Origin of the sequence: Candidatus Phytoplasma crotalariae (assembly GCF_030586865.1) — a bacterium.
Taxonomy (GTDB): Bacteria; Bacillota_I; Bacilli_A; order Acholeplasmatales; family Acholeplasmataceae; genus Phytoplasma; species Phytoplasma citri.
Genome location: NZ_JAOSIR010000010.1, coordinates 1 through 15,632 on the forward strand (window position 1 = coordinate 1; position 15,632 = coordinate 15,632).

Annotated in this window: 13 protein-coding genes and 1 pseudogene; 13 read left to right on the plus strand and 1 reads right to left on the minus strand. The window is 25.7% G+C overall.

Annotated features, from left to right (window positions below; genetic code table 11):
• The 5 genes and pseudogenes from OC683_RS01125 to OC683_RS01145 all read left to right on the plus strand — a co-directional run.
• A pseudogene (locus tag OC683_RS01125) lies at nt 1–1,413 on the plus strand (reverse transcriptase/maturase family protein); the annotation flags it as partial.
• A gap of 154 nt (nt 1,414–1,567) precedes the next feature.
• Nucleotides 1,568–1,738: a ribosomal-processing cysteine protease Prp gene (locus OC683_RS01130; protein ID WP_304514729.1), complete on the plus strand. Its 171-nt coding sequence runs from the start codon at nt 1,568–1,570 to the stop codon at nt 1,736–1,738.
• Nucleotides 1,739–1,812: 74 nt separating this feature from the next.
• The gene (gene rpmA, locus OC683_RS01135) at nt 1,813–2,115 is read left to right on the plus strand and encodes a 50S ribosomal protein L27 (protein WP_320411929.1); all 303 of its coding nucleotides are present in this window, start codon (nt 1,813–1,815) and stop codon (nt 2,113–2,115) included.
• Nucleotides 2,116–2,402: 287 nt separating this feature from the next.
• The gene (gene obgE / locus OC683_RS01140) at nt 2,403–3,686 is read left to right on the plus strand and encodes a GTPase ObgE (protein ID WP_304514731.1); all 1,284 of its coding nucleotides are present in this window, start codon (nt 2,403–2,405) and stop codon (nt 3,684–3,686) included.
• A gap of 40 nt (nt 3,687–3,726) precedes the next feature.
• Nucleotides 3,727–4,356, plus strand: a complete 630-nt coding sequence (locus tag OC683_RS01145; RefSeq protein WP_304514732.1) for a hypothetical protein — start codon at nt 3,727–3,729, stop codon at nt 4,354–4,356.
• A 63-nt stretch (nt 4,357–4,419) separates the two neighbouring features.
• Here OC683_RS01145 and OC683_RS01150 read toward each other — a convergent pair whose 3' ends face one another.
• Nucleotides 4,420–5,091: an adenylate kinase family protein gene (locus tag OC683_RS01150; RefSeq protein ID WP_304514734.1), complete on the minus strand. Its 672-nt coding sequence runs from the start codon at nt 5,089–5,091 to the stop codon at nt 4,420–4,422.
• Between the two features lie 518 nt (nt 5,092–5,609).
• Here OC683_RS01150 and rpsD point away from each other — a divergent pair.
• The 8 genes from rpsD (at nt 5,610) to rpoZ (ending at nt 13,815) form a co-directional block, all read left to right on the plus strand.
• A complete protein-coding gene (rpsD, locus tag OC683_RS01155; RefSeq protein ID WP_304514735.1) occupies nt 5,610–6,215 on the plus strand; it encodes a 30S ribosomal protein S4 in 606 nt (201 codons plus the stop codon).
• Nucleotides 6,216–6,304: 89 nt separating this feature from the next.
• Entirely contained in the window at nt 6,305–6,505 is a 201-nt protein-coding gene (locus tag OC683_RS01160; protein WP_304514736.1) for a cation-transporting P-type ATPase, read from the plus strand.
• A gap of 26 nt (nt 6,506–6,531) precedes the next feature.
• Nucleotides 6,532–8,979, plus strand: a complete 2,448-nt coding sequence (gene mgtA, locus OC683_RS01165) for a magnesium-translocating P-type ATPase (RefSeq protein ID WP_304514741.1) — start codon at nt 6,532–6,534, stop codon at nt 8,977–8,979.
• A gap of 38 nt (nt 8,980–9,017) precedes the next feature.
• On the plus strand, nt 9,018–9,797 hold the full coding sequence (locus OC683_RS01170; RefSeq protein WP_304514737.1) for a diadenylate cyclase: 780 nt from the start codon (nt 9,018–9,020) through the stop codon (nt 9,795–9,797).
• Nucleotides 9,798–10,102: 305 nt separating this feature from the next.
• Nucleotides 10,103–10,342 (plus strand): acyl carrier protein, encoded by a 240-nt coding sequence (gene acpP, locus OC683_RS01175; protein WP_304514738.1) that lies wholly within the window; start codon nt 10,103–10,105, stop codon nt 10,340–10,342.
• 44 nt (nt 10,343–10,386) lie between these two features.
• Nucleotides 10,387–12,840: a leucine--tRNA ligase gene (gene leuS, locus OC683_RS01180; protein WP_304514739.1), complete on the plus strand. Its 2,454-nt coding sequence runs from the start codon at nt 10,387–10,389 to the stop codon at nt 12,838–12,840.
• A gap of 84 nt (nt 12,841–12,924) precedes the next feature.
• Nucleotides 12,925–13,557, plus strand: coding sequence for a guanylate kinase (gene gmk, locus OC683_RS01185; RefSeq protein WP_193621876.1), 633 nt, complete (start codon nt 12,925–12,927; stop codon nt 13,555–13,557).
• Nucleotides 13,558–13,590: 33 nt separating this feature from the next.
• Nucleotides 13,591–13,815, plus strand: a complete 225-nt coding sequence (gene rpoZ, locus OC683_RS01190; protein WP_304514740.1) for a DNA-directed RNA polymerase subunit omega — start codon at nt 13,591–13,593, stop codon at nt 13,813–13,815.
• The last annotated feature ends 1,817 nt before the right edge of the window (nt 13,816–15,632 follow it).

Consider the following 15,632-nt stretch of genomic DNA (forward strand, 5'->3'; position numbering starts at 1 on the left):
CTTGGGTTTACCGACCATCAAAGATCGGTTAATACAAAAATGCCTCGAACAACTCTTAACTCCCTATTTTGAAAATTTCTTTTCAGAATGGAACTTTGGATTTAGAACTAAAAAATCTTGTCATGACACCATCAAACGCGTCAAACAAAGATTTCAAGGAATTGATTACATTATCAAAATCGACTTAAAAGGTTACTTTGATACCATCAATCATGAAATTCTCATGAGAACCTTAAATCGATTCATCAAAAAGAATAAAACTCTCTCAACCATTAACAAATGGCTAAGAGCCGGTTTCATGAAAGATGGAATCAAATACGAATCTTTATCAGGCTCTCCTCAAGGAGGAATTATTTCCCCCTTACTGGCGAATGTATATTTACACTACATCGACCTGAAAATGGAGGAACTGATTAAAGAAGGAAAGCCGATTAGGAAGGACAACCCAGAATATAAGAAAGCATGGCTTAAAAACCAGCACCATAAACTGGAGGCTGATAGGTATATCAATTTAAATTCAAAGACAAGAGTTGAGTACATCCGCTATGCTGATGATTTTATCATTGGTGTTAAGGGCGAGTATGACAAAGCCGAAAGGATTAAGAATCAAGTAGTCCGATGGCTAGAGCAAGATTTGAAACTTACCATTAGTAAGGACAAATCAAAAATTGTTAAGGCCAACAAAGAAACTAGGTTTCTATCCTACATGGTAAAGGTAAATCCCACCAATAAAACTCGTATAAGGAAATCCACAAAGAATTCCTTCAACGGTAAAGTTCAAATCCAAATTCCCCAAGCGAAAGCTAAAGAGTACGGACATGAATATAATTGGTTAAAAGAGGGAAAGGTGAAACACAATGAAACTTTAGCAGATAGAGACGAATTAGAAATAATCCGGACCTATCAAACCATTGTCTGAAATACTTTTGATTAGCTAACAATCTCGATGTTTTAACCTATTTGAATTATCTAGCTGAAGATAGCTGTTTGAAAACACTGGCAAGAAAATGGAAAACATCGATTGCCAAAGTACGGAAGAAACTTAATATAGGTTCAACCTGGGCTATTCCCTATCTTAATAAAGGGAAAACCCAATACGAACCATGGGTGGTCTACTCTTGGGATAAAATCAAAAAAATGCGTAACTATAAGGAAAACCCTGATATTACCATCAATAGATTTTTATTTCAAGGGCGTACACATCTAACTGACCGTCTAAAAGCGGAACGTTGCGAGAACTGTGATAGAACAACTCAACTCCAAATTCACCACATTGGGACAGTTCGCAATGCGAATCACCAAAGTATTATGATGAATAAAAGTACCAAGGTATTGTGTAAAGACTGTCATCGAAAAGTGACAAATCAACAAATACATGATATCATAAAGAATAAGAACGATAATAATAAATAGCTAATTAACCGCAAGGGGAAATTAGTTCTCGAAAGAGAGTAAATTAGGGAAAGCCGGATGCTTGGAAACTTGCTTGTCCGGTTTGGACGGGGGCTGATTGTAAATAAAACAGCAAATACAAATCGCTGCATAAAACGCAATTAATCTATCCGTATTGTTAGACTTAAATAATAAAATTAATTTTAAATTAAAAAAAGGTTATTTTAAATTAATTTTATTAGAATCTAATTTAATAGTGAATAAATTATTACAAAATTTTAAATATACTTTCGAAGATTTAAGTCGGCAATATCCAAATTGTTTAAAAATTAAATTAATTAAATAAAAGATTTAAGTCTATAATATCCAAATTGTTTAAAAATGAAATTAGTTAAAAATACAAATAATTAAAAGAGGTTAATTATGTTTAAGTTAAATATTCAATTATTTGCGACTAAAAAAGGGGTTAGTTCTACACGCAATGGGCGTGATTCCCATTCTAAATCTTTAGGCGCTAAATTATCAGATGGTCAATATACAAATGCCGGATCTATTATTTATCGTCAAAGAGGAACTAAGGTTATGCCGGGTAAAAACGTTGGTCTTGGTAAAGATGATACTTTATTTGCTCTTATTAATGGTTTTGTTAAATTTGAAAAAATTCGTATTAATAAAAAACAAAAAACTTGTGCTTCAGTTTATAAAAGTGTTTTACAAAAATAATTATTATAATTTTTTTAAATAAGTATTTTTACATAAAAAATTTAAATAATATTTAAAATAGTTTTATATTTAATATTTGATGTTTTAATTAGAAGTTATTTGGTTTAGAAACAATTTTTAATTAAATTAAAAAAAGTTAATTTTTTAAAAATAAAAATATTGGAATGTCATTGAATGTTTTGGTTAATTATAATTTAGAAAATATTATTCGTTATATTCTGTAAAAAATAAAATTTATTGCTGAATTGAACGGATATTTATCTAAATAAATTAATTTAGGGAATTATATGAATTTTATTGATGAAGTGATAAATTACGTTAAAGCTGGTGACGGAGGATGTGGTAAGGTAGCTTTTAGAAGAGAAAAATATGTTCCTTACGGAGGACCTTCAGGGGGAAATGGAGGTAATGGAGGATCTGTAATTTTTGTAGGTGTTTCAGGCGAAAATAATTTATTTAAACTTAAGTATCGTAAAAAAATTAAAGCTTTAAATGGTTATAATGGCGAAAATAAAAATAAAAACGGAGCTAATGCTCCTGATTTGTTTATAGAAGTTCCTTTAGGTGTTTCAATTTATAATCATACAAATAATCAATTAATTGGAGAAATTTTGGAAGCCGGAGAACGTTTAATAATTGCTCGAGGTGGTAAAGGCGGTAAGGGCAATTTTGCTTTGACTAATCATTTGAATTCAGCTCCGTCTTATGCTGAAAAAGGCGATTTAGGAGAAAGTTTAATTATTAGAACAGAATTAAAAATGTTAGCAGATGTCGGTTTATTAGGGTTTCCTAATGTAGGCAAATCATCTTTGTTAGCTGCTTTATCTAATGCTAAGCCAAAAATTTCTTCTTATCCTTTTACTACTTTAACTCCTTGTTTAGGAATGGTTTTTGATACAAAATTAAATTTTGTGATTGCTGATATTCCTGGTTTAATTGAAAATGCTTCTTTAGGACGTGGCCAGGGTATTAATTTTTTAAAACATATTGAAAGATGTAAATTGTTATTACATATATGTGATGCTTCAAATGATGATATTTATTTAAATTATTTATTATTAAATGAAGAATTAAAAAAATATCATATTAATATGTTAAAAAAACCTCAAATAATAGTTGTTAATAAAAGAGATTTACCTTGTTTTCAAAAAAATTTTCTTATTTTAACCCAACAAATAAAAGATAAGATTATTATGCCTATTTCTGTTATTAATTATTTAGGTTTAACAGAGTTAAAAAATATTATTATAGAACATTTACAAAGAAGTGATTTGTGTAATATAGATACAACCGCGAATAATATTCAAGATAAAAAGATTTTTACTTTGAAGGAATCTGTTAAATTTATTATTTCTAAAGACAGTAATGGTTGTTATGTAGTTGCTGGTGATTATATTGAAAAATTATTTCATAGAACAGATTTTAATAATCATGAATCCATTAGTCGTTTTTCTTATATTTTAAAAAAAATAGGAGTCGAAGAAGAATTAAAAAAAAGAGGCATGAGATCCTCTGATCAAGTAAAAATTTGTAATTGTATTTTTGAATTTGTAAATGAGACAAATTTTTAAATAATGCATTTATAAAAACAAAAAGGAAAATTATACACATATGAAAAAACTAAAATTATCATCTTTAGAGAGAATAGTTTTTTTATCTTGTTTATCTTCTTTGTCTCTTGTTTTAGATTTAATTTTTAAAAGGTTATTCACTTCTTATTCTATATTACGTTTTTTTAATTCTATTATTTGGTTAGATGGTTTTAAATTAATACCTTTATTTTTTATTCCTTTATTCAATCGTCATTATTTTTGGTCTTTTGTTTCTGTTTCTTTTGTAGAAATTATTGCTTTTTGTTTCAGAAGTACTATTTATCCATATAATCCTTTATTAACTTTATTTTATGGTCTTTGTTTGGGTATTTTGCCTATTTTTTTAATCTCAAAATATTTTGATTCATTTTTATCTGTTTATTGGCGAATAACTTTAATTTGTGTTTTATATTTTATAACATACATTTTATTGAATCTTTTTTTTTTAGATTATATTTTTTATAATAAAAATTATGATTACTTAAATAATTTTTCTGTTTATAATAAATTTTTAAAAAGATTTGTATCTCCTTGGATTTACATTCGTTTTTTATCAGTTTTTTTCTTTTCCGGATTTTTAACTTATATTTATTTAACGATATATCGACAATTTTTATCTTTTTATTTCATAAATCATACTAAAATATAATTAATTTCAGTTTTAAATTATAAAATGAAGTTATTTTTTTATTAATGGAAATATTGATTAGTTTTAAGTTTGTGTTTTGGAATATTTTGAAATTTTTTTTAATAAAATTTTGGTTACATCATTGATAGACATATTGTCATCATCAATACGAATTTCTAAAAGTTTATTTTTATTACGATATTGTTCTATTAAAGGATAGGTTTCTTTTTGATAAATTGTTAAACGTTCATTAAAAGTTATTAAATTATCATCTTTTCTTTGAATTAAGACATTGTTATCCTTATCGCATATTCCGTTTTTATTAGGTTTTTTAGTTTCTAAATGATAAATTTCTCTACATTTTGGGCATATTCGTCTACCTAAAATTCTTTTTTGTAAAATTTTGATATCAGAATTGAAATAAATTACTTTTGTTAAAATAATATTTTTTTGTTGAAATAATTTATCCAAAAACATAGCTTGTATTGAATTTCTAGGAAAGCCATCCAAAATAAAACCTTTTTTATTTTGTTCTTTTAATAATTGTTCTTCAATCATAGCATTTGTGATATGATTAGGAACTAAAAAACCTTTTTCTATATAAGAATTGGCTAATTTTCCTAAATTAGTATTTAATTGTAAATTTTTTCTGAAAATATCTCCTGTTGAAATATGCGGAATATTAAAATATTTAGATAAAATTATCGCTTGTGTTCCTTTGCCAGTAGCAGGCGGTCCTATTAATATTATATTCATTCTATAACCTTTCTTTTTTGGATAGAATTTAATTAGGGAATTATCTCTTAAATCCAGTTTTAATATTTAACATAATATAAAGTTTGCAGTTCTATTGATTTTTAAAAAAACGCTAATGTGAAGGTCAATTAATTTTTTTAAATTAAATTATTTCATTATCAAATAATGTGCTTATTGAGGTTTAAATATGTTATTTTTAAATTTTATAAAATTTATAATTAAAAATTGTGAAAATGATAAACACTAAGTATTTATATCACATAAATTTACTAATTTCAATAACATTGATATTTTATATCCAATAGATTTTTTAAATTTTTATATTCATTAATTTAATTAAAAAATTTTTTAATTAAATTTAATTTAAATTTAACTATTTACTTGACTATCTTTTGGTTTTATCATAGAATATATGATATATAGTGTTGTATTGATTAATCTATATGTACTTTAGCGTTTTCAAAATTAAATAAAAAATAAAATTTCACTCATAAGTGAATTAAAAAGGAGCATTGTGGATGTCTACCGCGAAACCGATTTGGAAAAAGTCACGTTTTTTGAATTTTTCTTTAACCGGAACAGGAAAAGAATTATTAAATAAAAAAGATCATTTTAATTTAAGTAAAAATAAAAAACGAAAAAATAAATTAAGTGATTACGGAATTCAGTTACAAGAAAAACAAAAAGTTCGTTTTACTTATTGTATGTCTGAAAAACAATTTAAGCGTTTTTTTGTTAATGCAGCCAAATTTAAAGGTTCTCATGGGGAAAACTTTTTGATATCCTTAGAATCTCGTTTAGATAGAATTGTGAATTTATTAGGTTTTTCTAAAACTATTTTACAAGCAAGACAATTAATTTCTCATGGTCATGTTTTAGTAGATGGTAAAAAAGTTGATATTAGTTCTTATGTTGTTAAACCAGGACAAAAAATAACTTTAAAAGAAAAAGCAAAACAAATGAAAATAGTTTCTTATTGTTTGGAAACATCTAAAAATAATAAAGTAGATTATGTTGTTTTAGATAAAATTTCTTTAATAGGTAGTTATATCCGATATCCTTATAGAAATGAGTTTTTAACAGATATTAACGAGCAATTAATTGTAGAATATTATAATAGATAAAATTTCTTTTTATTAAGAAACAATAATAAAGAAATTTTTGGGTATTCATATTAAAAAAATTACTTTATTTAGGGAGTTGTATAATCAAAATGAAGTTGCCTTTTAGGAAAAGTTTTTTTTCTAATATTAATTTTCTTAAGAATGTTAGTCGCCAAGATATCAAGGAACTTTTAGCCTCTTTATCTTCTAGTCTTAATGGTTTATCTTTAGATGAAATTGATGAAAGAAAGAAAAATTCTAATGTTAATGTTTTAAATAAAAAAAAAATTATTATTTTATCAAAATTATAAGAGTTTTATTAAATCCTTTTAATTTTATCTTATTATTTTTATTAATTTTTTATTTTTTTAAAGATATTTATTTAGCAGATCCCAAAGTTAGGGACTATGCTACTTGTTTTATTGTATCTTTTATTTTAGTGGTTTCCAATTTTATGCATTGGTTACAAGAAGCTAGATTTTCTAGTGTAATAGATAAACTTAAAAAAATTGTTTCTTTAACGGCATCTGTAAAAAGATCTAACCAAATTTTTAAAATACCTTTAAACGAATTATTAGTTGGGGATATAGTTTTATTATCAGCCGGAGATATCATTCCGGCAGATATTAGATTATTAGAGACTAAAGATTTTTTTGTTAAAGAAACAACTTTTACAGGGGAATCGGATGCGGTAGAAAAAAATGCTTTTTCTCGAACAGAATCAAATGATCTTTTAAAAGATCCTAGATTAGTTTTTATGGGTACTAATGTTGTTTCGGGTTATGCTGTTGGCATTGTAGTTTTGACAGGATTAAATACTTATTTAGGTCATATTCATCAATCTTTAGATAAAGATAAAACTTATTCTTCTTTAAAGCAAGGTATCAATTCTATTGTTAAAATATTAATCAGTTGTATTTTGATTTTATTTCCTTTAATTTTTGTTTTAAATTGGTATAAGTGTACAGAAAAATTTATTTTTTGGAATGTTTTTGCTTTTGCTTTGAGTATAATTTTAGGCATTACTCCTGAAATGTTGCCTTTGATTGTAACGACTTCTTTTATGAGAGGGGTTGCTGTTCTTTCTAAATATAACGTTATTGTAAAAAATTTATATTCTATGCAAGATTTTGGTGCTATAGATATTTTATTCACTGACAAAACAGGCACTTTAACAGAAGATATTGTTGCTATTGACAATTTTTTAGATATTTATAATAAAAGTAATTTTAAAATTTTACAATATGCTTATTTAAATAGTTATTTTCAAACAGGTTTAAAAAATGTTATAGATAAAGCAATTATTGATAAAATGCATAATAATTGTCATTTTGATTCTATGTTAGCGAAAAATTTTATTAAAATTGATGAAATTCCTTTTGATTTTAAACGTCGCATTATGACTATTTCGCTTCATAATATTCATGAGGATTATGATTTAATCATTACTAAAGGAGCGATTGAAGAAATATTAAATATTTGTAATTATGCCGAATATATTAATCCGAAAACAAATCAAGCTCAAATATTAAATATTGATAAATCTCAGATTTTAAATCATGTTATTCATTATAATCAGTTAGGATTTCGCGTAATTGGGGTCGCTTATAAACTAATTCAAAAAAATCAAAATTTGATATTTAATAATGATAAAAAAATAGAAAATAACATGATTATATTAGGTTTTTTAATTTTATTAGATCCTCCTAAAATTAGTTCTGCAGATGCTGTTTTAGCTTTAAAAAGTTGTGGTGTAGATGTGAAAATTTTAACTGGTGATAACGAGATTTTATCAAAAATTATTGCTAGTAAAGTTAATATTGATTCTAAAAAATGTTTATTAGGTTCTAATTTGATTGAAATGAGCGATGAAGAAATTTATAAACAAGCTCATTATACTAGTATTTTTGCTAAATTATATCCAGAACAAAAAGCTAGAATTATTAATATTTTTCGTCAAAAAGGACATATTGTGGGTTTCATAGGGGATGGTATTAATGATGCTATCGCTATGAAAAACGCAAATTTATCTATTACTGTTGATTCGGGAGCTGAAGTTGCTAAAGAATCAGCAGATGTTATTTTATTGAATAAAAATTTAACTGTACTAAAAGATGCCATTTTAGAGGGTCGAAAAAATTATATTAATATGTTGAAATATATTAAATTCACTTTAGCCTCTAATTTTGGTAATATTTTAAGTATTTTATTAGCTTCTTATTATTTACCTTTTATTCCTTTTATGCCTATTCAGATTTTATGTTTAAATTTAATTTATGATTTATCTTGTTTAGTTTTACCTTTTGATGATGTAGAATCTATTTATTTGAAAAAAAAATCTTGTTGGAATAGCCGTAATATTTGTTTTTTTATGATTTCATTTGGGATATTAACTTTTATTTTTGATATTTTGTTTTGTTCTAGTTTATTATGGAATTATGGTATTTTTTCCTTTCGTGATTGGACTTGTGATAAAATTAATTTATTTAGATCAGGATGGTTTATTTTTTCAATTTGGACTCAATTTTTAACTATTTTTTATCTTAGAACTCCTAATTGTTTGAGAAATTTGAAAAAAACTATTTATATATTTATATTACCTTTTATAGCTGGAATTTTAGCTTCTTATTTACCTTGTATAAGTTTTTTATCAAAAAGATTATATTTTGATAATCCTTTTGATAAAAATTATGTTTTTATTTTGTTAAGTTTTTTATGTTTGTATTGTTTATGTTTATTTTTGGTTAAAAAATTATTTATTATAAATAAACGTGATCTTTTATGAGATTATATTATTGTTGATCGAATGGATAGGTGCGTTTAATGATTTATTGGCAAGATATTTTAAATATATTATCATTTTTTACGATTATTTTAATATTATTTTATATTTCTTTAAATATTTTTTTTAGTAAATACGAAGTTATTAAGGTAGTTTATTGTTTTTTTTTAGGAATTTTATTTGTTTATTTTTTGAAATTTTTTTTGGAAAAATATAATTATTTTGAACCAATTAGAAATTTTTTAGAAAAAATTAATATTTATAATGTGATATTAAATTTTGTTATGATAGCACCTATCATTATTAAAGCTCCTTATTTACGTTTTTATGTGCAAAATTGGTCTGGTTTTTGGAATCGAAAAAAAATGATAGTTATGGGTAATAAAAATACACAAAATCAAATTTTAAAAGCTGTTTGGTTTATGTCAGAAAAAAAAATAGGTTCTTTAATTACTATTGAAAAATATAATACCTTAGAACAATTTGCGCAAAAATCTATTTTTATTGATGCTAATGTTTCTTACGAATTGTTAATTAATATTTTTATGCCTAATACTCCTTTACATGATGGTGCTGTTATTATTCGTGGTAATAAAATTTTATCTGCTGGAGCTTATTTTATGTTATCTGATAATCAACATTTTGAAAAAATTACAGGTTCTCGACATCGAGCTGCTTTAGGTATTAGCGAACATACTGATAGTATGACTATTATAGTTTCTGAAGAGACAGGCGATATTTCTATTGCTGTAGATGGTATTATGTTGTTAATGAATGAACGTACTAAATTTGAAGAATATTTAACTATGTTTATGGGTTAATTATGGATAAATTTGTTTATGAATTATAAATTTATTAAATTATATAATAGAAAATTTTGATTATTTTATAAATTATAAATAGTTTTTTATTAAAGTAAATTTTTATAGTATAATTAAATTTTAATTGAAGTAAATGTTTTGTTATTTTATTATGTATGAATTGATTAAATATTTTAAAAGCATAAATTATTTTATTTATTTCTTAAGATAATTATTTTTGATATAATTTTTAAAATAATAAAGTAATAATAATTATTTGATGTTTTATTTTTTTTAAAATAAATTTAGATATATGGAGTTAATTAGTGTTTAATAAAATTCAAAAAATAATTTCGGAACAATTATCATTGTCTGAAGATCTAATTCAATTAGATACAAAATTAAAGGAAGATTTAGGGATGGATTCTATTGATGCTGTCAATTTGGCTATTCAATTAGAAAAAAATTTTAATATTAAAATTAGTGATGAACAATTGCAACAATTTAAATTAGTACAAGATATTGTAGTTTATATTGAAGCTCATGATTCTGGAAACACAGAATAAAATTAAACTGTTTAATCGAAAAAATTGGAGTTAAAAAGTTTTTTATGTTAATTTATGATTTTCGTAGTATAGAAGCTAAATGGCAATTACATTGGGAACAACAACAAACATTTAAAACCGAACTTGATTATAATAAAAAAAAATTTTATTGTTTAGATATGTTTCCGTATCCTTCTGCTCAAGGATTGCATGTTGGACATTTAGAAGGTTATTCTGCTAGTGATATTATTAATAGATTTTTTCGAATGCAAGGGTTTAATGTGTTACATCCTTTTGGATGGGATTCTTTTGGTTTGCCTACAGAACGTTATGCCTCGCAAACAGGTCAACATCCTTCTTATGTAACTTATCGGAATATTGAAAACTTTAAAAAACAAATAAAATTGCTCGGAAAAGGTATTGATTGGAGTAGAGAATTAGCAACTTCCGATTCTTATTATTATAAATGGACTCAATGGATTTTTAAAAAACTTTATCAAGAAGGATTAGCTGTTTTACAAGATGTTGAGGTAAATTTTTGTCCTCAATTAGGTACAGTATTAGCGAATGAAGAGGTTATTTCTACTTCTGAAGGTATCATATCAGAACGTGGTGGTCATCCTGTTTTTAAACGTAAAATGAAACAATGGATTTTAAAAATTACTAAATATGCGGATAGACTTTTAAATGATTTGTCATTATTAGATTGGCCAGAGTCTATTAAGGAAATGCAAATTAAATGGATCGGCAAAACACCAGGTTTTATTTTTTATTTTATTTTATCAGTTGATAACAAACAAATTTTGTCTGTTTTTACTACTATGCCTCAAACAATTTTTGGAGTTAGTGCTTTAATTTTGGCTCCTGAACATCCTTTGATATCGATTTTGACTACTTCTGAAAATCAACAATTAGTTGATAATTATTTACAAAAAACTCAACGCAAGAGCAATTTAGAAAGAGATATTAATAGAGAAATTACGGGAGTTTTTACCGGTAGTTACGCTATTAATCCTTGTAATAATCAAAAAATTCCTATTTGGATTTCAGATTATGTTTTTATGCATTATGGTACAGGAGCATTAATGTCAGTTCCTTTGTATAATCAAAAAGATTTTATTTTTGCTCAAAAATATAATTTGAACAAATATATTATTAAATATTGTAGTCCTTGTTGCCATTTATATTCAAGAAAAGAAAAAATTAAAAAACCATGTTTACAAAAAAGTGGTAATTTTATTAATAGTGATTTTTTAAATGGTTTAGATGAATTGTCTGCTAAAGAAAAAATTATAAATTTATCTATTAAAAATAAATGGGGTGAATTATTTAATACTTATAAAATTCATGATTGGTTATATTCTCGTCAAATTTATTGGGGAGAACCTTTTCCTGTTTATTATGATGAAAATAATAAAATTTATTTAATGTCTGATGATGAATTGCCTTTAGAATTGCCTGAAACTGATAATCTAGAACAGTTATATAAAGGTGGTTCGCCTTTAGCTCAAATTCATTCTTGGTTATATTTTTATAAAGATGATAAAATTTATAAACGCGATTCTAATACTATGCCTCAATTTGCAGGTAGTTCTTGGTATTATATAGGTTATATTTTGAAAAATTATCTAAGTATGATCCCTTTAAATACTATGGAAGCTAAAGAATTATTAGATTATTTTTTGCCTGTAGATGTTTATATTGGCGGTGCCGAACATGCTCATGGTCATTTAATTTATGCTCGATTTTGGTGTAAATGTTTATATGATTGGGGCTTAATATCAACTCCTGAGCCTTTTTATAAATTAATAAATCAAGGTATGATTTTAGGAAACGATAATTTAAAGATGAGTAAATCTAGGGGTAATATTGTTAATGCTTCGGAAGTTTTAAATACTTATGGAGCTGATGTAATAAGACTTTATATTATGTTTTTAGGACCTTTGGAAGATAATAAATCTTGGTCATATCAAGGTTTAAAAGGTATTCAACGTTTTTTAAATCGTATTTATAATATTTTTGATAATTTTATTATTTATGAATCAAATTTTGCAATTTTAAATAAAATTACACACCAAACTATTCAAAAAGTCACTGAGTATTATCAAAAATGTCAATTTAATAAAGTTATTAGTCAATTAATGATTTTTACTAATTCTATTTATCAATATGAAAAGGTAGATCGTTCTCAAATTAGAATTTTATTACAATTATTAAATCCTATAGCTCCGCATATTACAGAAGAATTAAATCAAGTGAAATTAAAATCTAATCAAGAATTAGTGTATTCTCCTTGGCCAAAATATGATATTTCCTTTTTAGAAGAAAAAGAGGTTATTATTGTTATTCAAATTAATGGCAAATTTAAATCTAAATTATTAATTCCTTTAGATACAGAGAAATCTGAAATTTTAACAATTATTCAAAAAGATGAAAAAATTTTAAGTTTTATTAAAAATAAAAAAATTATTAATACTATTTATATCAAAAATAAATTGTTAAATATAGTTATGATATAGATTTATTTTTATTTGATTTTAATTATTTCATAATTAAATACTTTACTTATAATGTTTTAGAAAGAATGGTTTTTTAATTAATTTATGCGATTAAATAAGGAAGGGATGTTGATAATTATTTCAGGACCATCAGGAGTTGGTAAAGGAACGGTTAAGAAATTATTATTAGAGCGAATTGAAAATAATTTAGTTTATTCAGTTTCTATGACTACTAGGTCTCCAAGAATAAATGAAAAAAATGGCAAAGATTATTTTTTTGTTAGTAACCAATATTTTAAAGATAAAATTAAAGAAAATTATTTTTTAGAGTATAATGAATTTATTGGTAATTATTATGGTACTCCTAAAATTAAAGTAATGGAAGAATTAAAACAAAATAAAGATGTTTTGTTAGAGATAGATGTTCAAGGAGCTTTACAAATTAGCAATAATTTTATTAAAAGTAAAAGTGTTTTTATTTTTTTAGCTCCTCCTTCTATTGCAATTTTAAAACAACGTATTCAATATCGAAATACAGAGTCTTCGCAAATTATTAATGAACGCATTGTTAAGGCTCGTCAAGAATTATTATTGATTCAAAAAATAAAAAAATATGATTACATGATTATTAATGATAAATTAGACGAAACAGTTAATATTATTAAATCTGTTTTAATTGCGGAACGTGTAAAATTTAAAAGGATGATTAAGTTTTATTCGTCTCAAATTTTAATTTGAAATTATATTAAAGAAAGGAAATTATTTAGACAAATGATTTTTAATCAAAAAAAAGGTTTTTCAACTGATTCTATCGATGATTTATTAAAATGTATCGATTCTAAATATAAATTAGCTTATGTTGCTGGCAAAATTGCTCATGTTATAGAAACTAAAGATGAATTATATAAATCTAAAATTAAAGGTAAAAAAATTGTTAGTAAAGCTTTATCCGAAATTATTAATAAAAATTTTAGGATTATTTTTAAAGAAAATTAAAAAAATTTTCTTTTTTTTATGATTGATGAGGTTTAGGGAATTGTTAATTAAAAATCATATACCCGTTATGCTTCGGGAAGTTGTGAAATATTTGAATATTAATTCTTCTGGTGGGGCGCCAAAGAGGCCTAAATTTCGTGCTATTTAACCAATAGCCAGAGCCGATAAGCTCTGAAAGGAGATGGTCGGTTTAGCAAACGAAAGAATGCTGAATTATAGCAGACCATAAAAGCGGGTTGCGACAAAAGCAAATTAGTCAAGATGATTCCGCCACCAAATAATTCTACGGAGAAGCCTGCAATGGCCTAAGAAGGAAAATTGAGGTAATAGAAGAACCTGTCTCGGAAGTTGCTTGAACGGACAGTCCAGATCCTACTAATAGAAACACCAGCTATTGAGTAGTTTATCAAACAAAGAAACCTGGAATCAGCCTCTTATAGAGGATACTTCCCCTAAGGAATTAAGGTCGAAATTTAGCGTAACTTGGAGAATCCTAAAACCAAGTAATGAAATTTACTAATCCGGAAATAAAAGCCTGGAGGGTCAAGGATAAAGAAGCTATTTAGTAGTCGTAAGAAATTCAAAGCTAAATTTGAAATAATTTAGTGAACTGACTTACCAAAGGCGAAGGTTAACAACCTTTACAAGGCGAAAGTAGTTAGTAATTTATTATTTATTCAATGGCAAGTTGATAACGGTTTCACCAGAGACTAAACTTTCGCGAACATAGAATATTGGGATTAATTTAAGAAAGATTAGAAAGATACCAAGGAATACGTCAACAATGGTTACCACCCAAAAAACCAGTTAAAAGAATTCTCATTCTTCATGATAATAAAAAAACCAGATCCCCCTGGGTTTACCTACCATAAAGGATAGGCTAATATAGAAATGTTTCGAACAACTCTTAACTCCTTATTTTGAAAATATCTTTTCAGCATGGAGCTTGGGATTTAGAACCAAAAAATCTAGTTATGAGGTCACCCAACGTGTCCAACCAAGATTAAAGGAATTGATTACCTTGTCACAAAATTGACCTAAAAGGTTATTTTGAGACGATCGACCTCGGTTCATCAAAAAAAGAATAAAACCCTCGTAACCATTCACAAATAGTTGAAAACTGGTTTTATGGAAGATGGCATTTTATTGGGTTCTCCCCAAGGAGGAATTATTTCCTCTTCGTTGGCGCATGTGTATTATGGGCGTCAAAGACGAGTATAACCAAGTCGAAAGAATCAAGAACCAAGTAACGCAATGGCTAGCACAAGATTTAAAGCTTACGATCAGTAAGAATAAGTCAAAAATTGTTAATTCCGGCAAAGGAACTAGGTTTCTATCCTATATGATAAAAGTAAAAAACAACCAATAAAACTCGTAAAGAGAAAGCTACAAAGAATTTCTTAAACGGCCAGGTTCAAAGCCAAATTCCCCAAGCGAAAGCTAAAGAATATGGAAATGAATACTATTGGGTAAAAGAGGGAAAGGCGAGACACGACAAAACGTTAGCGAAGAGAGACGAATTAGAAATGATCCGGACCTATAAAACAATTACTATAGGAATTATCGAATACTTTTGTGTAGCTAACAATCTAGGGGTTTTAACCCATATAAATTATTGAACTATTGGAAAACAGAAAACGTCAATTGCTAGAGTCCGAAAGAAACTTAAACTTGGTGGATTATTCCTTATCTTAATAAAGGAAAAACCCAATATGAACCACGGGTCGTCTACTCTTGGGATAAGATTAAAAAAATGCGTAACTATCAGGAAAATCCTAAGATTACCATCAATAAATATATATTCCAAGGTCATATGA

Excerpts from the sequence above, each read along its gene's own strand:
- obgE (WP_304514731.1), top strand. The coding sequence starts at position 2,403 with ATGAATTTTATTGATGAAGTGATAAATTACGTTAAAGCTGGTGACGGA.
- OC683_RS01145 (WP_304514732.1), top strand. The coding sequence starts at position 3,727 with ATGAAAAAACTAAAATTATCATCTTTAGAGAGAATAGTTTTTTTATCT.
- OC683_RS01150 (WP_304514734.1), bottom strand. The coding sequence starts at position 5,091 with ATGAATATAATATTAATAGGACCGCCTGCTACTGGCAAAGGAACACAA.
- rpsD (WP_304514735.1), top strand. The coding sequence starts at position 5,610 with ATGTCTACCGCGAAACCGATTTGGAAAAAGTCACGTTTTTTGAATTTT.
- OC683_RS01160 (WP_304514736.1), top strand. The coding sequence starts at position 6,305 with ATGAAGTTGCCTTTTAGGAAAAGTTTTTTTTCTAATATTAATTTTCTT.
- OC683_RS01170 (WP_304514737.1), top strand. The coding sequence starts at position 9,018 with ATGATTTATTGGCAAGATATTTTAAATATATTATCATTTTTTACGATT.
- leuS (WP_304514739.1), top strand. The coding sequence starts at position 10,387 with ATGTTAATTTATGATTTTCGTAGTATAGAAGCTAAATGGCAATTACAT.
- gmk (WP_193621876.1), top strand. The coding sequence starts at position 12,925 with ATGCGATTAAATAAGGAAGGGATGTTGATAATTATTTCAGGACCATCA.
- rpoZ (WP_304514740.1), top strand. The coding sequence starts at position 13,591 with ATGATTTTTAATCAAAAAAAAGGTTTTTCAACTGATTCTATCGATGAT.